The organism is Bradyrhizobium sp. KB893862 SZCCT0404 (assembly GCF_018130885.1).
GTDB classification, from domain to species: domain Bacteria; phylum Pseudomonadota; class Alphaproteobacteria; order Rhizobiales; family Xanthobacteraceae; genus Bradyrhizobium; species Bradyrhizobium stylosanthis.
The window spans coordinates 17,121-38,313 of record NZ_JAFCLT010000013.1 but is presented as its reverse complement, the minus strand read 5'-3'; the positions used below and the strand labels follow the sequence as shown (position 1 = coordinate 38,313).

The window sequence follows — 21,193 nt, the reverse complement described above, 5'->3', positions numbered from 1 at the left end:
ATGACGCTCGCGATTCTGTGCTCGGGACAGGGCAGGCAGCACCGGGAGATGTTCGCGCTCACCGGCGATGCGCCGGAAGCCGCGCCCCTGTTTGCGCATGCCGCGACATTGCTCGGCAAGGATCCGCGCGAGTTCGTCCGCGCAGAACCGGACGAGGCCCTGCATCGCAACCGCGCCGGCCAGATCCTGTGCACGCTTCAGGCGCTCGCCGCTGCGGCCGCGCTCGGCGATGTCGTTCCAGATGGTGTCATCGTTGCCGGCTACAGCGTCGGCGAGGTCGCGGCCTGGGGCGTCGGCGGCCTGTTCGACGCAATCGACGCGCTCGACCTCGTCGCGCGCCGCGCGGAGATCATGGACGCGGCGACGCATACAGGCGACGGGCTGATCTTCGTCCGCGGCCTTGTGCGGGAGCAGGTGACGCGCCTTTGCGCGCGCTACGGCGCCGCGATCGCCATCGTCAATCCCGGCGATGCCTTCGTCGTCGGTGGTGGCCGTGAGGCGCTGGACAGGATCTCGGCAGACGTGCGCGCGATGCACGCCGCAAGGATCGTCGCCCTGCCGGTCGAGGTTGCCTCGCACACGCCGCGGCTCGCTGCAGCGTCTGTCGCATTTCGCGAAGTCTTGAACCAGGTGCCGGTGTCGCTCCCGCCGCGGAGCGGTGCGCGCATTCTGAGTGGAATCGATGCGGCTCCTGTCCTCTCGCGCGAGACCGGTCTCGACAAGCTTGCCGCACAGGTCTCACAGACCGTGCAATGGGCCGATTGCCTGCAAGCCTGTGTCGAGGCGGATGCAACCGGGTTTCTCGAGCTTGGTCCGGGACCTGCACTGAGCGGCATGGCCGCCCACGTCGCACCCAAGCTTCCCGCGCACACCCTGGACGATTTCAGAAGTCTTCAGGGCGTCCGCGCCTGGCTCGCGGGTCATCTCAGCTCCTAGCGCTGGCTGGATCCCAAGGCGACGATACGGTCGATTGCGTCGTTGCTGTCGAAAAAAAAGGGGCCGTCCCTTGGGGAAGGACGGCCCCTGAAATGCTCGTATGCCCAGGGAGGAGGAAGGCTCGAGCCGTGACTTGGGGGTCTCAGTCACGTAACACGCACACCATCGCCGATCCCGCAGCAGGAGTATTTCACGAAGCCCTGCTGTTTCTCATTTCGCATGATTCACGAGAGGTCCGCGCCCAACACGCGGGACAGGCCTTGCGTCTCGACGTGGCGATCGCCGTCGGCGACGGCGGACGAAGCTGACGCGTTCCGCATGGCGCTCCGCCAGCGCGCCGGCGTGTCGCCCGTCACCCGCTTGAAGACTGTCGAGAAATGCGCCTGCGTGCAGAAGCCGACGGCCAGCGCCACCTCGGCCAGCGGCGTGTCCGAGCCCGCCAGCAACGATTTCGCGCGCTCGACGCGCTCGTGCAGCAGGTACTCGCGCGGCCGGTAGCCGGTCGCGACGCGAAACTGCGCCGCGAAGTGCATCCGCGACAGTCCCGCGACCTTGGCCAATTGGGACAGGCTGATGCAGCGCTCGAAATGTGACCCGACATAGTCCTCGACGCGCCGCAGTCGCCATTTCGCCAGGGCATTGACCTTCGTGTGCGGACGCTCGTGCCGGGCAACGTGCATCGCCAGAGTCCGGCCGATGCAGCGGGCAAATTCCCGATCGGCCAGTTGGCGGTGTTCGGTGAGCGCCTTCGCGAGCTGCTCGGCGAAGGGGTCGCGGAGCAGGATGAGGTCGTTGAGGAACTCGGACGGGGCAGGATCAGCTTCGGGCCGGGCGCATGGAAAATAGATGCTGGCCGAGGGGTGGAAGTGCAGAAAGTCGTAAGGCGCGCAGAACCGCGCACTGAGCTGCTGCGACGGCGCACCGACATACAGCGTTCCTGCCGGCATGATGCCGTCGAAGATGACATGCCGGCCCCTGCTCAGCTTGAGGCGGGTCGTGGTCAAGGCGATGGCGAGGAAGTACCGGTCGGCAGGTGTCGTCGCTTCGTCCTGCCGTATGCCTGTTTGCGTGCAGATCCAGCGCGACATCGTGATGTCCTCGGCGGCAGTGCCGGCAATCTGGCCGTGCTGGCGCCATCTTCGCTCGCAGGGAAGTGCGCGCGCTTCCCTCGGGGCGTCGACTTCGTGACGGGTGGGTTGAGAGGGCGACCAGGCGCCGGCCGCTTGCAGATCAGTGAACATCGTTCGTCCCGTATCCTGGATTCTGCTGCCGTCATTGGCGTGCAGAATGCAATTGGCTGATGCTCGAACGATAAGTCTGAAGCCGTCGCAAGGCTCGTTACGGATGCTTAAAGGGTGTTAGATGTTGCAAGTGCAGCACGGTGCGACCGCCTGTCGCAATCGCTTCGATTGGACCAAGGCGATCAAGCACTTGGAGCGAGCGCGCGTGTTCGCGGGCGACGCAGTGTGGCGAGACGCGAGATGCGTCTCGCCCCGGTCAGGTGGATCGGCCTGCTTCAGGGAAGTCGCGGCGAGGCATCGATGCCGGGCGTGAGGCCGGGAGCGATCTTCTCTGCCGGCGGAACCGCGGGCTCGCGTGTATAGGGAAGCGTTTCAACTTCCGGGCGCTGTTGCGACGACGCCTGCAGGCAATCCGGACGGGGCGGACGTCCCACGCCGAACAGATCGGAGACGGGATCGACGAAGATGGCGCGGAACCGGTCGAACAAGGTCTGGCCACCCACCACGGACGGCTGCCGGATCGTCACCGTCGCGGTCATGCCGGAGACGAGCGGCACATCGGGCGGGACGGTGTCGATGGCGAGGCGCACCGGCACGCGCTGCGCCAGCCGCACCCAGGTATAGATCGGGTCGACATTGGGCAGGCCCTGCGTGCCGGCCGCAGCGTTCGACACGCTGATGCCGCGCGTCACGGTCTTCACATGTCCGAGGATCGGCCTGGGATAACCGACCAGCTGCGCTTCGGCACGATCGCCGACGCAGACGCGCGCCATCTTGGTCTCCTCGAAATAACCGTCGATCCAGAAGCTGTTGGAGTCGATGATGGAGAGGTTGCTGACGCCGGTGACGGCATAGTCGCCCGCGCGCAGCAGCAGGTTGGTGACGTAGCCGTCCACCGGACTGACCACGCTGGTGCGCTTCAGGTTGAGTTCCGCTTGCGCGAGCTGATGCGTCGCCGCCTCATAGGCGGCCTTCGCCTGCGCCGCATTGCCCGCAAAGATCTGCTGCTCTTCGGGTGTCGTCGCAAGATCGGACAGGTGCTGGCGCCGGTCGAACTCGGCCTGCTTCACCACGACGTCCGCGGCCCGCTGCTCGACCTGTGCCTTGTCGACGCGGACGGCAACCTCGAAGTCGAACGGATCAATCACGTAGAGGACGTCGCCCTTGTGGACGAACTGGTTGTCGGCCACGCGCAGCTCCACGATCTTGCCCGCGACCTGCGGCGCGACGTTGGCGACCTGCACGCGCACGCTGCCGTTCCGCGTCCAGGGCGCGGTGACGTAATGTTGCCAGGTCGCAACCGCGATCAGTACCGCGATCAGGGCGATGCCGAGGGTCGCAAGATGCTTGCCGGCCGCGCCGATGAAACGGGTGAGCACCTCGCGCAGCGGCCTTGAGGAATATGTGGCCGGTCCCTGGGGCCTGATGTTGTCCGTCACGCGATTGCCGGTGTCGCGCGCCACGGTCTCGGGCATGCGCTGGCCGTTCTCGCCATCGGCGGCATCGGCCTGGATTTCGGTCGACGGTTCGCTGCGGAGGGCGGCGTCCCGGGGCAGGGCGGCGTCCATGATTTTTTCTCCCTAGATCAACAATGCGAGCAGGCCGAACATCGCGACGTAGAGACTGAGCTCGGCCAGCGACGGGTTGCTGAACAATCTTGCGAATCCGATCAAGCGCAGCAGCGGGCGGAGCAGCAGAAACGCGATCAGCGCGATTGCCGCATAGGCGACGATCGGAGCGATGAGCACGCCGCCAATGACGAGCTCCCGATAGGTGTTCGTCATGGCTGTTCGCCCCGGCCCGAAGCCTGTGGCGGCGCGAATGCGCGGCTCGCCGGAATCAGCATGGCGATCGCCGCATCGGCGGACAGTCTGCTTCGCGCCGCTGCCAGGCGCAGCGCCTGGGCGGCCGCCAGGATGGCGCCGCCGTTCCGCTGCGCGAGAGCCCCTTCTGCCTGCTGCGCCACGCCGGCGAGCGGACCGCGTTGCAGCCGGTCCAGCTCGGCGTGGCAACGCCGCAAGGCTTCAGCCTGGTCGAAATAACGCATCGCTTCGGCCGAGATCTTGCCATCGAGAGGCGCGGCGCCATTTGCGGTCAGGACCTGCTCGATCCTCGCCGCGTCGCGAAACGCAGCTTCTTCCGGCGCGAGGTGTCGGGTTCGTCCGCTCCCGAGGTGGTCCAGCTCGCGCCGCGCCTCCCCCAGCAGGAACCGGATCTTCCGCTCGCCCGGGAGCGGCGGCAGCAGCATCTGCGCCGCGAAGGAGAGCACCGCCGACAGGCAGGCGAAGAAGCTCGTCACCAGAAAAACCTCGGGGTCGTAGCTCTGCGGATTGGTCGGTGCGAGGACGGCGATCGTGAACACCAGGACGAGGCGGCCGAGCGACGACAGCATCGGGTTCGGCAGCGTGATCAGCAGCGCGAGGCCGATGACGACGGGCGCAAGGCCGATCGCCAGCAGCTGGAACTCGGACACACCGTTGAACACGAGATATTTCAGGACGCCCGCCAACACGGAGGCGATCGGCAATGCCATCACTGCCACCAGCGTGAAGCTGCGTGGAGCGGGCGTCGTCGAGCCCAGGGCGAGGATCACCGCGACCAGCGACAGGCATAGGTCGGTGGCCGGCCACCCCGTCAGCACGAAGAAGAGCGCGATCAGCGTGAACGAGATCCCGGCCCGTGCGGCGGCTTCCGTCGCGATGCGGCGCGAACGATAGAGCGGCGCATGCCATGCATGAGACGGCCGCGTCCCTTCGTGGAGCGCATCGAGGCTGTCGCGGACCGCCGCGTTCGTTCGGCCGATTTCAGTACGAAGCCAGGATCGGGCCGTCGCGACCAGCCCGGCTGTATCCGGGGAGACGGCGGGGAGTGCGGCAAGCATGCGGCCGAGTGAGAGCGCATTGACGATCTCGACCAGCGCGGAGCGCGCAGCCTCGGTTCTTGCCGCCCCGATGCTCGCTTCCGTCGCCAGGGTGCGAATCTCCGGACGCAGTGCCGCGATATCGTGCAACAGGCTCGCGGCAGCCGGCGCCGAGGCAGGCTCGGCACCTTGTGCGAGGTCCGTGACCCGGCGGTGCAGCGTCTCGATGCGATTGGCGAGCACCGGATGGTAGTTCGGCGCGGCCAGAACCTCGTTCACGAGCGCCACGGCAATGACGCCGATGCCGATAGCGGCGCCGCGCGCGACGCCGGCCTGGAACACCTGCAGCGGCGTGTCGATTTGCTGGATGGCGACCAGGGCGACGGTGATGCAGCACAGTGCCGCCGCATAGGCGCGGTTGCCGTCCAGCATCCCGGCGACATAGGTGCAAAGCCCGACACAGATGCCGAGCACGGCGAGCAGGAGACCGTCGGTCTGGGAAAACGTGCCCGCGATCGCGATCGATGCCATAACGCCGATGACGGTCGCCAGCAGCCGGTATCCGGCCTTCTCCATGCCCTGGGCCCGCGTCGGCAGGGCAAGGACACTCACGGTGAGAGCGGAGGACGACGGCGAGTCCAGCTCGAGCCAGAAGCTGACATAGAGCGCCAGAAGCATCGCCAGCCATATGCGCAACGCGAAGGCCCAGGAGCTCGCGGGGAATCCGGCAAAGACCAGCGGGCGCGGCGCGGCGGTACTGGCGGCGTTCACTGGCAATCGTGCCTCATCCGTTTCGGCAGGGCGTGCCGCCCCCGATGTCGATAAAATCGACGCCGACTATGAGGTTTGCCTGGGCTGTCGGTATTTCCGGTCCACCAACCCCGTTGCCGGAATGCACGGCTGGTTGGGCACGAAGTTGTCGCGCGAGCGGCGGGGCGGAGGGATCAGGACGGGCCGTGGCCGGCCAGCGCGGCCTCGAGATAGCGGATGATCTCGTCGCCGCTGGAGGGCTTGCCGAGATAGCAATGCGCACCGGCTGCCATCACGCGCTGGCGCACGATTTCGCTTGGAAATGCGGTCATGAAGATGATCGGGAAGCGGCGGCCGGAGGCGATCAGCTGTGCCTGCAATTCATCGCCGGTGATCACGGGCATCTGGATGTCGGCGATCATGCATGCCGGATCGTCACCCGGCGCATGCTGCAGGAAGTCGACGCCGGACTCGTAGGCCTGGGCCTCGTAGCCGAGGGAGCGGACCAGGCTCGCAAGCGAGGTGCGAACGCCTTCGTCGTCGTCCACGATCGCAATCACGGGGTTCTGGGCCATTCGCGCACAATCCTGACCGCGGTGTTCCGCAAGGCAGGGAGGACATCTCCTGTTTGCGCGGCCGATGATGCCATATGCACCCGGGGGCGGGCCCGCCGAAATTATACTCAGGTTTGGTCCGTAGTCCTTCGGGTTTGGGAGACCCCGAGCGCCTCGGCCTTGCGAACGAGGTCGGCCAGCGACCGGACCCCCATCTTGCGCATGACGTTGCCGCGGTGGATCTTGACCGTGATCTCGCTGAGGCCGATCAGGGCGGCGACCTGCTTGTTCATCAGCCCGGCGGTGACATGGCCCATCACCTCGCGCTCGCGCGCCGTCAGGGTCTCGTACTGGGCCCGGATGTCGTCCTTGGTCGCGGCTTCGGCGCGGTGCAGCGTATCGCGCTCGAGCGCCGCGGCGACGGCATCGAGCATGTCCTGGTCGCGGAACGGCTTGGAGAGGAAATCGACGGCGCCGGCCTTCATGGCGCGCACCGACATCGGAATGTCGCCGTGGCCGGTCATGAAGATGATCGGATAGCTGATGCCCTGCCGGACGAGCTGGCCCTGCAGATCGAGCCCGCTCACGCCCGGAAGTCGGACGTCCAGCACGATGCAGCCGGGGCCGTCGGGCAGCGAGCCGCCGAGCAGCTCGGCCGGCGAGCCGAACAGCCGCGTCTCGAGGCCGACGGACCGGAACAGGCTGTCGAGCGACGTGCGGATGCCGGCATCGTCATCGACGATGATGACAGTCGCGCTGGAGGATCGGGCCGGCGGTTGGGCCTGGTTTGGTCGTGTCATGGCAAAGCGCGTTCTTGGCTGTGTGGCAGTGTCAGGTGGAATGTCGCTCCCGAGCCCGGGGTGCTCGCCACCGACAACCGGCCGCCGTGAGCTTCCACCGTCGTTCGGCAGATCGCAAGTCCCATGCCCATTCCGCCATCCTTCGTCGTGAAGAAGGGGTCGAACAGGCGCGGCAGGTCATCCGCCTGGATGCCCGGGCCGCTGTCCTGCACCGTGATCCCGAGCATTTCGCCGTCCACGGCGGCGCGCAGCGTGATGGTGCGGGAGCCGGGCCGGCCCGACATGGCCTGGCCGGCATTGATCAGAAGGTTGACCAGCACCTGCTGCAGCTGAACCCGGTCGCCGCGAACCGGCGGCAGGTCGGGCTCCATCTCGACGACGAGGGCGACGTCGTCCCTGGCGAGCTCGCGCGCCACCAGTTCGGTCGCCTCCTCGATGATCTCGCCGATGTGCAGTACGCCCTGCTGGGGCGGGGCCTTCTTCAGGAAAGTGCGGATGCGGGTCACGATCTCGCTGGCGCGGCGGCCCTGGGCAACGACATGGCCGATCGTCGTCGCAACCTCCTTGAGATCGGGGATGTCGCGCCGCAGCCAGCGCAGACCGGCTTCGCCGCTGGTGACGATCGCGGCCAGGGGCTGGTTCACCTCGTGCGCGATCGACGCGCTGAGCTCGCCGAGGGTGGCGACGCGCGCCGCATGGGCGAGCTCGGCCTGCGCCGCGAGCAGCGCATCCTGCGCCTGCCTGCGCTCGGTGATGTCGATAACGAAGACGAGCACGTCATGGTCTTCGTCGGACCGCGGCGAAAAGGTGATCGTGAACAGCACGGGCACCTTGCGTCCGTCGAGACGCACCAGCTCGGTCTCGCCTTCGTGGAAGCGCTCGCCTTGCGCGAAGGCGACCAGCGCGTCGAGGAAACTGCGGTCGTTCTCGCCCAGCAGCTTGTCCACGTTCTCGATGAAGGCCGCAGCGCTTGCCGCTCCCGCCATCTTCTGCAGCGCCGGGTTGACGTCGGTGATCCTGGCGAGGCCGCGGGCCTGGCGGACGAAATCGGGATTCCGCGCCATATAATCGCGCAGCTCCGTCCCTTGCGCCGGCAGCGCATCCAGCGCGGCCCGCAGTCCGCTCCAGTCTTCCTCGACGACGCCGATCCGGCTGGCGTCGAACATGCGGCGATATCGCTGCTCGCTCTGCACCAGCGCGTTGTGTGCTGCGACACGGTCGGTGACGTCGGTGTGGGTTTCGAGCACCCCGACCGGCTTGCCGAGATGGTTGTGCTGGAGGGCCCACCGGGCATCCACGGTGAGCACGGCGCCGGCCTTCGTCCGCTGCTCCACCCTGCCTTCCCATCGCCCGGTTTCGAGCAGGCCGGCTTCGATGGCCTCCCGCCCTTCGGAATAGCTGGTTCGCAGCAGCCCGTCGGCGAGTTGCCCGACCGCCTCGTCGGCCGACCAGCCGTAGGTTTGTTCCGCGGTCTTGTTCCAGAACGTGATCACGCCGCCGCGATCCCTGACGAAGATCATGTCATGCGAGAGGTTGAGCAGACGCGCCTGCGCCGCAAGGCGCGTCGTGGCCGCGTGGTTCTGCAGTACCAGCAGCGTCGTGATTCCGATGGCAGCAAGGCTCACCAGTGCGCGAAGGGCAGGCGAGGCGATCGTCTGCAGATCGTGCGACGTCAGATAGGCGACCACGGTCAGGACGATGCAGCCGGTTGCGGCGACGACGATGTCGTTGCGCCGGTTCGTCCTCGCCGCAAGCAGGATCGCGACGACATACAGCACCGCGACCGCGCCCTCGAGCGGCGTCAGCACGTCGACCATGAAGACCGCGAAGGCGAGGACGGCGGCCCAGAACCGCAAGCCGGCGCGGCCCATGGATGAGCCCGTGGGCCGATCAAGATTAGTCATCGTCGCAGGCGGTGTTTCGTCTCATCGCAGCGGTGTTGATGCCGCGATTTCATCGCGTCCACAATATGCGCCCCGGTGATTTTCGTGCTCTCGTGGAAGAACTCGTGGGAAGTTGAATTCGGCGCGAGGCCGACCACTGGATTCTCCGGCCGAACGGGGCAATTCGGTGATTTCGCCGCTCTCGGCGCGTCAACTTACCGCAGGCTGCCGTGACGTCGTACTCACGCCTTCGTGCGCGCGGGCAAGGCGTCCCGCTCACGCTCCGGACCGGCGGCGGCGTTGCGATAATACCTAGGTATGACTCGGTTAACCCGAGACCTTATGCGCGCACCCGCGCGTAGAATGGAGCGTACGGACCGCCGAATTACTCTGCTCCCATCGCATTCGGACATGCCGATCAGGCACAGCCGGTGCGAACTGGGACAAGGAGGTTCGACGATGTCGCTGCTGATGTCATACCCGCAAAACGTCAACGATCATGTTGCCGCCGCAATCGACGCCGCGTCGATCGACGGCCCGCAGCTGCGGTCATCGCGACGATCGTCGCGCTCCGGCGAGGAGGCCGTCACGGTCTCCCTGGTACATCTGGATGTCGCGCTGGCGATCGAGCCGCCCGTGCGGGACGTGCGCGGATCTGCCGATATCGAGCCGAGCTTCAGGGTGTCCGCGAAGCGTCTTGCCTGCGCGTCCGCCAAGTCCGACCAGGCGTCGGATGCCGAGGACGTCACGGACCCCGTGATGCGGCGCCTCTCGGATGCGCTCGCGGCCACCAAGGCCATGCACCATCCCCATTCCGCCATCCTTGTCGACGCGCTGCGTCTGGCCATGCTGACCCGCAAGGCCAGCCGCCGGGCGGTGGCCGGCGCGGGCGAGTTCGAGCCGGTCGAGGGCGATCGCGAAGGGCAGATCGGCCGGACGGTGCGGTCGCTGCAGAAATGGCGCCTCAAGCGCGTCATGCAGTACATTGACGACAATCTCGACGCCAAGGTCACCCTGCAGCATCTGGCCGCCGTCGCCGGCCTCAGCCGGATGCACTTCGCAGCCCAGTTCCGGGCTGCCGTCGGCATGCGGCCGCACGACTATCTGCTGAAGCGGCGGATCGAGCGTGCCCAAGAATTGCTGCAGCGGGCCGATGCCTCGCTCGTCGACGTCGCCCTGACCGTCGGGTTCCAGACCCAGGCTCACTTCACGACGGTGTTCAAGCGCTTCGCCGGCGACACACCCTATCAGTGGAGGAGCGCCCATCTCGCGCAGTTCCTGCCGCTGCCGCGCCCCGAGGCGAGGGCGTCGTGATCAGCGTCGGAATTCCAGCCCTGCTGCTGTCGCTGCTCGGCATACACTCGGCACTGACGCACTACGAGGTCATGGGCGTGTTCGAGATCGCCCGCGGTCTCGGCACCTCCTACCGCTTCGCATCCTCGGAACCCGGGTCAGGCGCCCTCTACGGCCGCTTCACTCTGAATTTCTGCCGGATCGTCGCCGCAGGCGCCGCGCACTATGCATCGATGGACCGCTTCCCAGGGGAAACGGTCTCGCAGACTTGAAAGGGGCCGGACGGCCGCCGTCCACCCTTCGGGATCAATGATGAGCAAGCGTTGATCGCGCCGTTCCTCAGACCCGATACCAGCTCGCCAGATTCCACGTGATGGTGTCCCAGCCCGAGATATCGATCATCAGGTTGTTGACGCTCGCGTTGACGATGTGGCGCGACAGCAGCGGCAGGAACACGTTGGCCCCACAGAAGGTCTCGTCGACCTTGATCAGCAGCGCGGCGCGCTTGACCGGGTCGAGTTCGTTCTGGGCGGCCTTGTAGGCCTTGTCGGCTTCGGGATCGGAATAGCGCGAATTGTTGCGGCCGAGCCATTTGTTGTCCTTGGTCGCGATCTCCCAGGACACGCACTGGTTCAATAGACGCTCCGGATCGGGCTGCGGCTGCGTCGTGTTGTACATCTCCATGTCGGCGTAGAACTTCGAATAGGTGTCGGGATTGCCGACGTCGGAGGAGAAGAACACCGATGCGGTGACCGCCTTGATCTCGATGTCGATGCCGGCCTTCTGGCAGGCCTGCTTGATGATCGCCTGCGTCTTCTGCCGCGGGGCGTTGGTCGAGGTCTGGAACACGTATTTGAGCTTCTTGCCGTCCTTCTCGCGGAAGCCCTCCCCATTCCTGGTCCAGCCGGCCTCGTCGAGGATCTTGTTGGCCTTGTCGATGTCGAACTCGTATTTCAGCTTGGGGGACTTGAACTGTTTCGGCGCGTTGACGAAGCTCGCGGTTGCGATGGCGCCCCGTCCGTAGATGAACTTCTGGATCGAATCGCGGTCGATCAGGAGATTGATCGCGCGGCGAACGGCGGGATCGGACAGCGTCGGGTGCCTGGTCTTGACGCTCGAACGCTCGCCGTCGACCTCGGTCCAGGGGTCCGTCGTGTTGAGGATGATGAACTCGACATTTCCGGAAGGCGTGATGTCGAGCTTGCCCTTGCCGCCCGCCTCCATGCGCTTGAGGACCTCTTCTTCCACCTGCATGTTCCAGGCGAAGTCGTATTCGCCGGTCTGCAGCACGGCGCGCGCCGCAGAGACCGCGTCGCCGCCGCCCTTGACCTCGATCATGTCGAAATGCGGCTGGTTCTTGATGTGGTAGTCGGTGTTGCGTTCGGCCTTGATCAGGTCGCCCGGCTTGAACTCGACGAATTTGTAGGGGCCGGTGCCGACCGGCTTCAGGTTGCCGGGAGCTTCGCGTGACTTTGCGCCGACATAGTCGCCGAAATGATGCTTCGGCAGGATCTGGCCGACCGAGCCGACGAACGGGTCGGCCCAGAACGGGGTCGGTGCCTTGAAGATCACCTTGACGGCGTGATCGTCGATCTTCTCGACTTGGAGGTCCTTGTAGGAGCCCGTGGTGTAGGCCGCCGTTGCGAGATCCGCGGCGTACTGCCAGGTGAAGACGACGTCGTCGGCGGTGAAGGGCTTGCCGTCATGCCACCTGACGCCCTGCTTCAGCTTCCAGATCACGCTCATGCCGTCGGCCGCGAGGCCGCCGTTCGCCTTGGTTGGAACCTCGGCCGCGAGGCAGGGGATGAGGTTGCCCTCCTTGTCCCAGCCGGCGAGCGGCTCGAAGAACATGCGCGAGGCGATCTGGTCCTTGGTGCCGAGTGCAAAATGCGGATTGAGCAGCGTGGGCGCCTGCCAGAGCAGCATCTTGAGCGTACCGCCGCCGCCGGCCTTGGTCGGCTTGTAGGCAAGCGTGGCATCCGCCATGGCCACGTCGTTCCAGAGCAGGATCTGGCTCGCGACCGGGCCAGCGATCCCGACCGCGGCCATGGTCCGGATGAACGCGCGCCGCGACAGCGTGCCGTCCTTCACCTCCGCCACCAGGTTGCGGATGTCGTGCTCGTTCATCGGGACCTCCACTTTCACACGGAAACGCCGTCACAGCATGCAAGTTGCGTGCACTGTAGATCAGGACGTCTGATGTCGTGGAGTCAAGGAGGAAGCCTGCGGCGAAATGGCGGATACGTGCAGGCCGGCGCTTGATAGTGGTTATCCCCGGGGAAAATTGCGATTATTCAACCGCACCATCAGTCGTGCTTGATCTCGGCCTCGCGCCTGCTCGATCATCGGCCGCGCGGAACCTCGCGGCCACGCCATCGCCGCCCGGCCGGCGGCGCAATCCTGACACGGAATGCCTGAGATGAAGAACATCACCATCGGCGTCATCGGCGCGGGACTGATCGGGCGAAAGCATCTCGCCAAGCTGGCCGGGCGAACCGACTATGACCTCGTGGGCATCGCGGACGTGAACGTCGAGCGGGCCGCCGCCGATCATCCCAAGACCCCTGTCTTCGCCGACTACCGGAAACTGCTCGACGAGGCGCGGCCGGAAGCCGTGATCATCGCCTCGCCCAACCAGCTTCATGCCGAACAGGGCATCGCCTGCGCGCGGCGCGGCATTCACATCCTGATCGAGAAGCCGGTCACCGATGCGCTCGACACGGCGGCGGACCTGATCGCCGAGGTGCGCAAGGCGGGCATCCAGTCGCTGGTCGGCCATCACCGCCGCCACCATCAGCAGGTCAGGACGCTTCGCGCGGTGCTGGGAGAACGGCGGATCGGCGATGTCGTGGGGGTGTCGGCGATCTGGGCCACGCACAAGCCCGCCGCTTATTTCGAGATTGCGCCCTGGCGCTCGCAGGCCGGCGGCGGCCCGATCCTGATCAACCTCATCCATGAGATCGATTTCCTGCGCTTCACCGTGGGCGAGATCGTCGCGGTGGAAGCGATCGCGTCGAACCGCCAGCGCGGCTTTGCGGTCGAGGACACCGCCGCGGCGCTGATCGAGTTCGACAGCGGCGCGCTCGGCACCTTCTTCATCAGCGACAGCGCCGTCTCGCCCTGGACGTCCGAGCAGGGGCTCGGCGAAGCCCCCGAATTTCCGTTCAGCGGCGAGAGCAGCTACCGCTTCCTCGGCCGCCGCGGTTCGATAGAGTTTCCGGCACTCGTGCAATGGTCGCAAACAGGCGACGTGCAGAGCTGGAACGAGCCGATCCAGGCGCAGCGCATTCATGCCAATTCGCTCGATCCCTATGTCGCCCAGCTCGATCATTTCCGCGACATCATCCGCGGCAAGGCGCAGTCCCTGCAGCCGGTCGAGGACGGCGCACGCAGCCTGATCGCGACTCTCGCCGTCGCCGAGGCCGCTTCCGCCAAGCGGCGCGTCGAGCTGCGCGATCGCTACGACACGCTCGCAAGCCCGGCCAAGCAAGGGGCTTCCTGAGTACGGACAATTCGCCGCCGCACAAGATGCGCGTTCCCTGGCGATCGGCCGTGTCTTCCGAACATGGCCCGGCTCTTGCCCGCCAGTATGATGGATTGTTATGATCCTCATACTCGGAGGGATGCGTGGTTCGATCAGATGAAGTCGAAGGGCAGGCGTTCGAGCCCGGCTCGGTCGTGCTGTTCGGGGGGTTGATCGCCGCCAACGTCGCGGCGTGGGCCTTCGCCTTCGCAGCGTTCGGCGACCGGCCGACCGTGATGGCGACGGCGCTGCTGGCCTGGGTGTTCGGCCTGCGCCACGCCGTCGATGCCGACCATATCGCCGCAATCGACAATGTCGTGCGCAAGCTGATGCAGGCGGGCGATACGCCGCGCAGCGTCGGCCTCTATTTCGCGCTGGGACATTCCACCGTCGTGCTGGTCGCGACCATGCTGCTCGCGCTCGGCGTCGTCACCCTCGGCGGCGACAGCCTGCTCAAGGAGATCGGCTCCCTGATCGGCACCTCGGTGTCGGCGCTGTTCCTGCTGGTGATCGCGGCCATCAACCTCGCCATCTTCGTCGGCCTGTGGCGGATCCTGCGCGAGGTGCGCGAGCGAGGCATCCATGACGCCGCGCAGCTCGAGGCGCTGCTCGCTTCGCGCGGCTTCATGGCGCGCCTGCTAGGTCCGATGTTCCGCCTGGTCACAAAACCCTGGCACATGTATCCGCTCGGGCTGCTGTTCGGGCTCGGCTTCGACACAGCGACCGAGATCGGCCTGCTCGGCATTTCCGCCACCGAAGCCGCGCGCGGCGTCTCGCTTCTGCATGTGCTGGTCTTCCCCGCGCTGTTCGCCGCCGGCATGGCGCTGGTCGACACCGCCGATTCCGCGCTGATGGTCAGCGCCTATCGCTGGGCCTTCGTCGATCCCTATCGCAAGCTCTGGTACAACCTCACCATCACCGGCGCCTCCGTCGCGGTCGCGCTGCTGATCGGCGGCATCGAGGCGCTGGGCCTGGTCGCGGACCGGTTCGGCCTGTCGGGCGGGCCGTGGTCGTTGGTCGAGGCCCTCAACGACTCGCTCGCCCATGTCGGCTTCGCCGTGATCGCGCTGTTCGTGATCGCGTGGCTGGTCTCGGTCGTGGTCCATCGCCGCATGGCGCCCCGCGAGGCGCGGCGCATGCCGGGTGCGTTGCAAGCAACCGGTGACGTTCCGTGAGCTGCGGCCGGATCGGAATTCCGCAACGCACTATCAGTCGTACTGATCCGGCCCCATCGCCCACGATGTCTGATCGTGGCCATACGCATAGTTGCGGTTGTTGACGATGGGATTGCGGTTGACCATCGGCCGCATGAACATCGGATGGGTCGCGCTGCGCACCTCGTGCTCGACCGTGAACAGCGGCTTGCCGCTGTCGAGATCGACGATGTCGCAGAACCGGTACTGATATTGATTGTCCTCGCGCGAGACCAGATTGCGCGCGAGCAGCTTGCGGTACGGGCCGGAGAAATCGGTGATGTACATCTGCACGTGGTGCCCGTCATAGTCGCCCTGCGGCCGGTCGGTCTCGCGAAACAGCAGGTGCTGGTCGCGGCCCGTCTGCACCACCGCAACGGTGCCGTCGCCGTTCCGCATGCCTGAAGGCATGCCCATGATCTCCGGATAGAAGGCGCAGATCGCCGGCGCCGTTCCCATGGGCACGTCGAACTCGACATAGGGAATGCCGAGCGTGATGCGGCCGAAGCGCGCCGCGTCCGGCTCGTACACGCGCATGCGGTTGCCCCACGGGCAGACGGCTTCGACATGGTCGTTGTGCTCGGCGAAGGTGAAGGCCGTGCCTTCGAGCTTTTTCGCGACCGACGCCAGTCGCGTCAGCAGCGCCTCGCGGCCTTCGATGACGAGGCCGGTATGGCCGCGCAGCACCTGCGGCCTGCCGCTCGGCAGGTGAAACTGGCTCCGTCCGGCGTTGATCCACATGTTGGTGTCGGACACCATCAGGTAGGGATCCCGGGTCAGCCCAAGTCCCGTGACGTAGAATAATGTCGCCAGGCGCTGGTCCGGGACCTGGATGTTGACGTGCTCGAAATGAATCGCGTTGCCGAGATCTTCTGCGGATCGATCGAATTGTTGCGGCATGGCTGTGCGCTTCTCGCTTGGGGGACGGACGAACCATACTAGAGCAGAATTTCCGTCCGCCGAAACAAGTTCGACGATCACATCTTGAGGGCGGGCATGACGCCTTATCGCCACCTTGCCGCGGCAACCAGTCCCTGTAATCTGGGCCAAAGACATCAAGGGAAGGACCTATGGGGGGAGTTCTGGAAGGCGTGCGCGTCCTCGATTTCGGGCGCTACATCGCGGGGCCCTATTGCGCGACCCTGCTGGCCGAATTCGGCGCCGAGGTCATTCGCATGGAGAAGCGCGACGGCAGCGAGGACCGGTTCGTGGCGCCGGTGGGCGAGGGCGGCGAAGGCGCGCTGTTTCTCCAGGTCAACCGCAACAAGAAGTGCATCACGCTCGATCCGATGACGCCGGAAGGCCAGGAGGTGATGCGCCGCCTGATCGCGACCGCGGACGTCGTCGTCGCCAATCTGCCGCCGCAGACCCTGCGCGCGATGAAGCTCGACTATGACTCCCTGAAGGCGATCAAGCCGGACATCATCCTGACGACCGCAACCGCCTTCGGCGGGCCCGGGCCCTGGTCCGACCGCGTCGGCTTCGACGGCGTCGGCCAGGTCATGTCGGGCTCGGTCTACATGACGGGCGCCGGCGACCCGCCTTACCGCGCCGCCGTGAACTGGGTCGATTTCGGAACGGCGCTGCACTGCGCGTTCGGAACGCTCGCCGCGCTGATCGAGCGCGGCAAGTCCGGTCGCGGGCAGATCGTCGAGGGCGCGCTGCTTGCAACCGCTTTGTCCTTCACCAATGCCACGTTGATCGAGCAGGCCGTGATCAACGTCAACCGCGTGCCGACCGGCAATCTCGGCCAGACCGCTGCGCCCGCCGACATCTACCGCACCAAGGACGGCTGGGTGCTGTGCCAGGTCACGGGCCATCCGCTGTTCAAGCGCTGGGCCAGGCTGATGGGTGAGGAAGAGCAGTGGCTGAACGATCCGCGCTTCGCCGACGACATCAGCCGCGGCAACAACGGCCCCGTCATCAGCGAGCGGATGGCGCGCTGGTGCGCCGAGCGCACCACGCAGGAAGCCGTCGACACGCTGGGCAAGGCGATGATCCCGACCGGGCCCGTGCTGAGCCCGCAACAGGCGCTCGATCATCCGCATATCCGCGCCGCCGGCTTCATGCAGGACATCGACTATCCGGGCCTGCCCAAGCCTGCGCCGGTGACGCGCGCCGCCGTGCGGCTGTCGGAAACGCCAGGTGAAATCGCGTCGCGCCCGCCGACGCTCGGCGAGCATACCGATCGCGTCCTCGCCGAACTCGGCTATGACGGCGCCGCGATCGCGGCGCTTCGGCAGAACGGCATCGTCTAAAGCATGATCCGGAAAAGTGCCCCGCGGTTTTCCGAAGAGATCATGCTCAAACGATACCCGGCGGCTGGACTGGACCGCCGGCCGAAACCTTCAGACGGCGGTCCAGTGCGATCTAGACGAACTTGGGGAAGTTGTAAGGCCGCGAGGCAACGCTAGCCCGGCCGGCGCGAACGCTTCAAGTTTCGGAGTGTTGCTCCGGCGACAGATTCATTGCCGTGGCCTGGAAATGGCCACACTTGAAATGGCCACGCTTGGACAGCCTCGAGATGTCCGGGGCCGTTGAGCCCGTACGCGTCACGGCCCCTTCGCAAGCGTGAGCGCAGCCTCGACCGCGTTCTCCAGAATCTCCTCCGACAATTGCCTGTCGCTCACGGCGCGCGACAATTGCAGCGCGCCGACCATGGTCGCATAGGCGGACAGCGCGCGCCGCCGGCGTTCCGCAGCCGATCCGCTCGGCATCTGCGCCGCCATCAGCGCGAGAATGTCGGACATCTTTCCGGTGAAGGCCTCGCGCGTCGATTTGGGATGCCGCGCGATCTCCGACGCCAGCGCTGCGGTCGGGCAACCGGTCGCCGCATGGTCGCGATGGCGCGGCGAGAGATAGTCGCGGATCGTGGTCTCCAGCGCGACGCCGTTCTCGAGATTGTCCTTGTGCCGCTGCTCGCGCCGTTCCAGCGCATCCAGCAGCACCGCGCGCACCAGATCCTCCTTGGATTCGAAATGCGTGTAGAAGGCGCCGTTGGTCAGGCCGGCCGCCGACATGATGCCGGCAAGGCCGACGGCGGCGATGCCGCTCTCGCGGAACTGCGCGGAGGCGACGTCGAGAATCTGCCGCCGCGTCGTGTCCCGGTGTCCCTTGTCATAGCGCGCCAATTCCGCCTCCGTGCCGGTCGGTCCGAGGCCCCCAACAAAATCGTGAGCAGGGGCCTATTGCATTACGACCATAATAATACATTATGGTCATAATACAAAGAGGGCGGTCTTTGGGCAATGCCTTCGGGGAACCACAGGACCGCACCCATGTCAGTCGAAGATGCTACCGCACCGGCTCCGTCCGCCGCGCAAATCATGGCCCGCCCAGCCGCGCCGCTCCGCCCGGCGGTGCCGGCGGCCCCGAGCGCGGCCGAACAGAGGCGGGCTGCGCTGCTGACCGCACCGATCCTGCCGACATTGCTTCGGCTCGCGGCCCCGACGGTCACGGTCCTGGTGGCGCAAACCGCGGTCAACATCGCCGAGGCCTATTACGTCGGCTTTCTCGGCACCGATGCGCTGGCGGGCGCCGCGCTGGTGTTCCCGATCTTCATGCTGATGACCATGATGTCGAATGGCGGGTTCGGCTCCGGCGTCGCGTCCTCGGTGGCGCGCGCGGTGGGGGCCGGCCGCCGGGACGATGCCGAGGCGGCGCTGCTTCACGCCGTGGTGCTGGCGATCATCGCCGGCGGCGTCTTTACGCTGAGCGTGATTTTCGGCGGCCCGCATCTCTATCGCGCTCTCGGCGGCACCGACGGCGCGCTCGCGGCCGCGACCACCTATTCGAACTATTTGTTCGCCGGCGCTATTCCGGTGTGGATCGTCAACCTCCAGGCAGCGGCGCTGCGCGGCTCCGGAAATGTCAGGGTGCCCGCGCTGGTGACGCTGGTCGGCGCGATCGTGACCATCCCGGTCTCGCCCGCGCTGATCTTCGGGTTCGGACCGATCCCGCGGCTCGGCATCGGCGGCGCCGGTGTCGCCTTCGGCCTCTATTACGGCGCGGCGATGCTGTTCCTGCTGCGCTACATGGCGTCGGGCGCGACCGGCCTGCGGCTGCACATCATGCCGCTGCGCGCAAAAATCTTCGCAGACATGCTCAAGGTCGGCATTCCCACCGCGCTCAACGCGGTGGTCACCAATCTCACCGTCATCCTCGTCACCGGCGCGGTCGGCCTGTTCGGCACCGCCGCGCTTGCCGGCTACGGCATCGCCTCACGGCTCGACTACATCATGATCCCCTTGCTGTTCGGCATCAGCACGGCGACGCTGACCATGGTCGGCGTCAACATGGGCGCCGGGCAGACGGCGCGGGCGCGGAAGATCGGCTGGATCAGCGGTGTCGTCGGCATGGTCATGACCGGGGCGATCGGGCTCTTCGTCGCGATCTTTCCGACCGCCTGGCTCAATCTGTTCAGCCACGATGTCGAGGTGGTGGGCGAGGGCATGACCTATTTGCGCATCGTCGCGCCGGCCTATGCTGCGCTCGGCTTCGGTTTTGTCTCCTCCTTCGCCGTGCAAGGCACCGGCCGCGCCATGGGCCCGCTCGCGTCCTCCTTCGTACGCATCCTGATCGCGGCGGGCGGTGGCTGGATCGCGGTGGCGAGCTTCGGCGCGGGCATGGCGGGGCTCGCCACGATGGTCACGTTGTCGCTGGCCGCCTATGCCGCGATCTGCGTCCTGATCATGCTGTCGCCGTCGACCTGGCGGACCGAGTAATCACCTGATGCTGGCGACGCCGATCGCCAGCACCGACATCAGCATCACATTCGTCAGCAGCTCCACCGCCGTCTTCGGCTCAGCCAGCCAGCGCGAGACCTTTCCGGTGAAGGACAACGTGGCATCGCCGAAGGCGGGCGCGTTGTTGTGCTGGAAGAAGCGCGGGAATTTCGGCGCGAGCCAGATCATCGCCAGCCCGTGGAAGGCCGCCGCCAGCACGATGAAGATGGTGGCGCCATAGCGTTCCCCAACGATCTCGGAGGCCGCCACGAGCTTCATCATCAGCACGACGCTGGAGTAGAGCGGTACGCCCTGGAACAAGGCGTAGAGCGCAAAGCATTCGAGGCGGTTCCGGGCTGCGAGCTTCGGCGCGGCGAGGGCGGTCATGGCGGCTCTCCTGGCTGATGGTGACGCCAATTTCCCTCCCGGTGCGCCGCTGTGCCGTGATACACCTCACGCTTGCCCGTGGCGCCGCCTTCCCCGCGAATTCGTTTCCCGTTTCACGCCGAACGGAGAAAGGCTCGCTTGCCCCGGCAGCCAATATGGATTTCCATTTCATTGATTTCGCCCGGCAGAGAAGCGAATACGGTTCCATTCATCGCTGCAGACCCGTGGAGACCAAGATGTCGTTTCGCCTCCCCCTGATCCTCTCGGCCGTGCTCGCCGCATGGTCCGCCGCAGCCGCGGCCGAGACCATCAAGATCGGCGTGACCCCCGGGCCGCACGCGCAGATCCTGGAAGCGGTGAAGCCGATCGCCGCCAAGCAGGGGCTCGACATTCAGCTCCTCGAGTTCTCCGACTACGTGGTGCCGAACGCCGCACTCGACGCCGGCGAGATCCAGGCCAATTCGTTCCAGAACCAGCCTTACCTCGACAACCAGAAGGCCGACCGCGGCTACAAGATCGAGGCCGTCGGCCTGACCGTGAACTTCCCGATCGGCGTCTATTCGAAGAAGCACAAGGCCTTTGCCGATATCCCCGAAGGCGGCAAGGTCTCGATCCCCAACGATCCGACCAACGGCGGGCGCGTTCTGCTGCTGCTGCGCGACAAGGGCGTGATCAAGCTGAAGGACGGCACCGGCTTCAAGCCGACGGTGCTCGACATCACCGAGAATCCCAAGAAGCTGAAGTTCATCGAGGTCGATGCGGCGCAGGCTCCGCGCGCGCTCGATGATGTCGACGCAGCGGCGATCAACACCAACTATGCAACCCAGGCGGGCCTCGACCCGGTCAAGGACCCGATCCTGCGCGAGGACCCGAAGGGCCCCTACGTCAACCTGATCGCGGTGCGCACCGCCGACAAGGACAAGCCCTGGGTCAAGATCCTGGTCGACAGCTACCACACGCCGGAGGTCAAGGAGTTCGTCCTGACCAAGTTCAAGGGCGCGGTGCTGCCGAGCTGGTAGGCAGCCTGCCCGCCAGACGTCCAGGGCGAT

The 21,193-nt window shown here is 66.2% G+C and carries 19 protein-coding genes; 8 read left to right on the top strand and 11 right to left on the bottom strand.

What is annotated here, in order from left to right; genetic code table 11:
* Positions 1 to 936, top strand: coding sequence for an acyltransferase domain-containing protein (locus tag JQ617_RS35085; RefSeq protein WP_212030363.1), 936 nt, complete (start codon positions 1 to 3; stop codon positions 934 to 936).
* 224 nt (positions 937 to 1,160) lie between these two features.
* Here the strand turns inward: JQ617_RS35085 and JQ617_RS35080 are convergent, their stop codons facing one another.
* The 7 genes from JQ617_RS35080 to JQ617_RS35050 all read right to left on the bottom strand — a co-directional run bounded on the left by JQ617_RS35080 (position 1,161) and on the right by JQ617_RS35050 (position 9,045).
* The gene (locus JQ617_RS35080) at positions 1,161 to 2,177 is read right to left on the bottom strand and encodes a helix-turn-helix domain-containing protein (RefSeq protein ID WP_212030362.1); all 1,017 of its coding nucleotides are present in this window, start codon (positions 2,175 to 2,177) and stop codon (positions 1,161 to 1,163) included.
* Between the two features lie 275 nt (positions 2,178 to 2,452).
* Positions 2,453 to 3,745 (bottom strand): HlyD family secretion protein, encoded by a 1,293-nt coding sequence (locus JQ617_RS35075; RefSeq protein ID WP_212030361.1) that lies wholly within the window; start codon positions 3,743 to 3,745, stop codon positions 2,453 to 2,455.
* Positions 3,746 to 3,757: 12 nt separating this feature from the next.
* Positions 3,758 to 3,961 carry a DUF1656 domain-containing protein gene (locus JQ617_RS35070; RefSeq protein WP_212030360.1) on the bottom strand — a complete coding sequence of 68 codons (204 nt, stop codon included), beginning with the start codon at positions 3,959 to 3,961 and terminating at the stop codon, positions 3,758 to 3,760.
* A complete protein-coding gene (locus tag JQ617_RS35065; protein ID WP_212030359.1) occupies positions 3,958 to 5,814 on the bottom strand; it encodes an FUSC family protein in 1,857 nt (618 codons plus the stop codon). Before JQ617_RS35065 ends, JQ617_RS35070 begins: the two co-directional genes overlap by 4 nt.
* Positions 5,815 to 5,981: 167 nt before the next feature.
* Positions 5,982 to 6,362, bottom strand: a complete 381-nt coding sequence (locus JQ617_RS35060) for a response regulator transcription factor (RefSeq protein ID WP_212030358.1) — start codon at positions 6,360 to 6,362, stop codon at positions 5,982 to 5,984.
* A gap of 107 nt (positions 6,363 to 6,469) precedes the next feature.
* On the bottom strand, positions 6,470 to 7,141 hold the full coding sequence (locus JQ617_RS35055) for a response regulator transcription factor (RefSeq protein WP_212030357.1): 672 nt from the start codon (positions 7,139 to 7,141) through the stop codon (positions 6,470 to 6,472).
* On the bottom strand, positions 7,138 to 9,045 hold the full coding sequence (locus JQ617_RS35050) for a PAS domain-containing sensor histidine kinase (protein WP_212030356.1): 1,908 nt from the start codon (positions 9,043 to 9,045) through the stop codon (positions 7,138 to 7,140). Before JQ617_RS35050 ends, JQ617_RS35055 begins: the two co-directional genes overlap by 4 nt.
* 438 nt (positions 9,046 to 9,483) lie before the next feature.
* Here JQ617_RS35050 and JQ617_RS35045 point away from each other — a divergent pair, with 438 nt between their 5' ends.
* Both JQ617_RS35045 and JQ617_RS35040 read left to right on the top strand, forming a co-directional pair.
* A complete protein-coding gene (locus JQ617_RS35045) occupies positions 9,484 to 10,338 on the top strand; it encodes a helix-turn-helix domain-containing protein (protein ID WP_212030355.1) in 855 nt (284 codons plus the stop codon).
* Positions 10,335 to 10,589 carry a hypothetical protein gene (locus JQ617_RS35040; protein ID WP_212030354.1) on the top strand — a complete coding sequence of 85 codons (255 nt, stop codon included), beginning with the start codon at positions 10,335 to 10,337 and terminating at the stop codon, positions 10,587 to 10,589. Before JQ617_RS35045 ends, JQ617_RS35040 begins: the two co-directional genes overlap by 4 nt.
* Positions 10,590 to 10,656: 67 nt before the next feature.
* Here JQ617_RS35040 and JQ617_RS35035 read toward each other — a convergent pair whose 3' ends face one another.
* Positions 10,657 to 12,444, bottom strand: a complete 1,788-nt coding sequence (locus JQ617_RS35035; protein WP_212030353.1) for a peptide ABC transporter substrate-binding protein — start codon at positions 12,442 to 12,444, stop codon at positions 10,657 to 10,659.
* A 292-nt stretch (positions 12,445 to 12,736) separates the two neighbouring features.
* Between JQ617_RS35035 and JQ617_RS35030 the strand changes: the two genes are divergently transcribed.
* Complete coding sequence (locus JQ617_RS35030) at positions 12,737 to 13,819, top strand: Gfo/Idh/MocA family protein (protein ID WP_212030352.1); 1,083 nt, start codon at positions 12,737 to 12,739, stop codon at positions 13,817 to 13,819.
* A 125-nt stretch (positions 13,820 to 13,944) separates the two neighbouring features.
* Positions 13,945 to 15,015 carry a HoxN/HupN/NixA family nickel/cobalt transporter gene (locus JQ617_RS35025; protein WP_212030351.1) on the top strand — a complete coding sequence of 357 codons (1,071 nt, stop codon included), beginning with the start codon at positions 13,945 to 13,947 and terminating at the stop codon, positions 15,013 to 15,015.
* Between the two features lie 33 nt (positions 15,016 to 15,048).
* Here the strand turns inward: JQ617_RS35025 and JQ617_RS35020 are convergent, their stop codons facing one another.
* Complete coding sequence (locus JQ617_RS35020; RefSeq protein WP_212030350.1) at positions 15,049 to 15,933, bottom strand: VOC family protein; 885 nt, start codon at positions 15,931 to 15,933, stop codon at positions 15,049 to 15,051.
* A 170-nt stretch (positions 15,934 to 16,103) separates the two neighbouring features.
* Between JQ617_RS35020 and JQ617_RS35015 the strand changes: the two genes are divergently transcribed.
* Positions 16,104 to 17,291: a CaiB/BaiF CoA transferase family protein gene (locus tag JQ617_RS35015; protein ID WP_212030349.1), complete on the top strand. Its 1,188-nt coding sequence runs from the start codon at positions 16,104 to 16,106 to the stop codon at positions 17,289 to 17,291.
* Between the two features lie 294 nt (positions 17,292 to 17,585).
* On the opposite strand, the gene JQ617_RS35010 is transcribed toward JQ617_RS35015, so the two are convergent.
* Complete coding sequence (locus tag JQ617_RS35010) at positions 17,586 to 18,164, bottom strand: TetR family transcriptional regulator (protein WP_212030348.1); 579 nt, start codon at positions 18,162 to 18,164, stop codon at positions 17,586 to 17,588.
* A gap of 147 nt (positions 18,165 to 18,311) precedes the next feature.
* On the opposite strand from JQ617_RS35010, the gene JQ617_RS35005 reads away from it, so the two are divergent.
* Positions 18,312 to 19,757: an MATE family efflux transporter gene (locus tag JQ617_RS35005; RefSeq protein WP_212030347.1), complete on the top strand. Its 1,446-nt coding sequence runs from the start codon at positions 18,312 to 18,314 to the stop codon at positions 19,755 to 19,757.
* Here the strand turns inward: JQ617_RS35005 and JQ617_RS35000 are convergent, their stop codons facing one another.
* Entirely contained in the window at positions 19,758 to 20,144 is a 387-nt protein-coding gene (locus JQ617_RS35000) for a hypothetical protein (RefSeq protein WP_212030346.1), read from the bottom strand.
* Between the two features lie 236 nt (positions 20,145 to 20,380).
* Here JQ617_RS35000 and JQ617_RS34995 point away from each other — a divergent pair, with 236 nt between their 5' ends.
* Entirely contained in the window at positions 20,381 to 21,163 is a 783-nt protein-coding gene (locus tag JQ617_RS34995; RefSeq protein WP_212030345.1) for a MetQ/NlpA family ABC transporter substrate-binding protein, read from the top strand.
* The last annotated feature ends 30 nt before the right edge of the window (positions 21,164 to 21,193 follow it).

Bases quoted from the DNA above. Each gene is read 5' to 3' on its own strand.
- JQ617_RS35085 (WP_212030363.1), top strand. From the start codon at position 1: ATGACGCTCGCGATTCTGTGCTCGGGACAGGGCAGGCAGCACCGGGAG.
- JQ617_RS35080 (WP_212030362.1), bottom strand. From the start codon at position 2,177: ATGTTCACTGATCTGCAAGCGGCCGGCGCCTGGTCGCCCTCTCAACCC.
- JQ617_RS35075 (WP_212030361.1), bottom strand. From the start codon at position 3,745: ATGGACGCCGCCCTGCCCCGGGACGCCGCCCTCCGCAGCGAACCGTCG.
- JQ617_RS35070 (WP_212030360.1), bottom strand. From the start codon at position 3,961: ATGACGAACACCTATCGGGAGCTCGTCATTGGCGGCGTGCTCATCGCT.
- JQ617_RS35060 (WP_212030358.1), bottom strand. From the start codon at position 6,362: ATGGCCCAGAACCCCGTGATTGCGATCGTGGACGACGACGAAGGCGTT.
- JQ617_RS35055 (WP_212030357.1), bottom strand. From the start codon at position 7,141: ATGACACGACCAAACCAGGCCCAACCGCCGGCCCGATCCTCCAGCGCG.
- JQ617_RS35050 (WP_212030356.1), bottom strand. From the start codon at position 9,045: ATGACTAATCTTGATCGGCCCACGGGCTCATCCATGGGCCGCGCCGGC.
- JQ617_RS35045 (WP_212030355.1), top strand. From the start codon at position 9,484: ATGTCGCTGCTGATGTCATACCCGCAAAACGTCAACGATCATGTTGCC.
- JQ617_RS35035 (WP_212030353.1), bottom strand. From the start codon at position 12,444: ATGAACGAGCACGACATCCGCAACCTGGTGGCGGAGGTGAAGGACGGC.
- JQ617_RS35030 (WP_212030352.1), top strand. From the start codon at position 12,737: ATGAAGAACATCACCATCGGCGTCATCGGCGCGGGACTGATCGGGCGA.
- JQ617_RS35020 (WP_212030350.1), bottom strand. From the start codon at position 15,933: ATGCCGCAACAATTCGATCGATCCGCAGAAGATCTCGGCAACGCGATT.
- JQ617_RS35015 (WP_212030349.1), top strand. From the start codon at position 16,104: ATGGGGGGAGTTCTGGAAGGCGTGCGCGTCCTCGATTTCGGGCGCTAC.
- JQ617_RS35005 (WP_212030347.1), top strand. From the start codon at position 18,312: ATGTCAGTCGAAGATGCTACCGCACCGGCTCCGTCCGCCGCGCAAATC.
- JQ617_RS35000 (WP_212030346.1), bottom strand. From the start codon at position 20,144: ATGACCGCCCTCGCCGCGCCGAAGCTCGCAGCCCGGAACCGCCTCGAA.
- JQ617_RS34995 (WP_212030345.1), top strand. From the start codon at position 20,381: ATGTCGTTTCGCCTCCCCCTGATCCTCTCGGCCGTGCTCGCCGCATGG.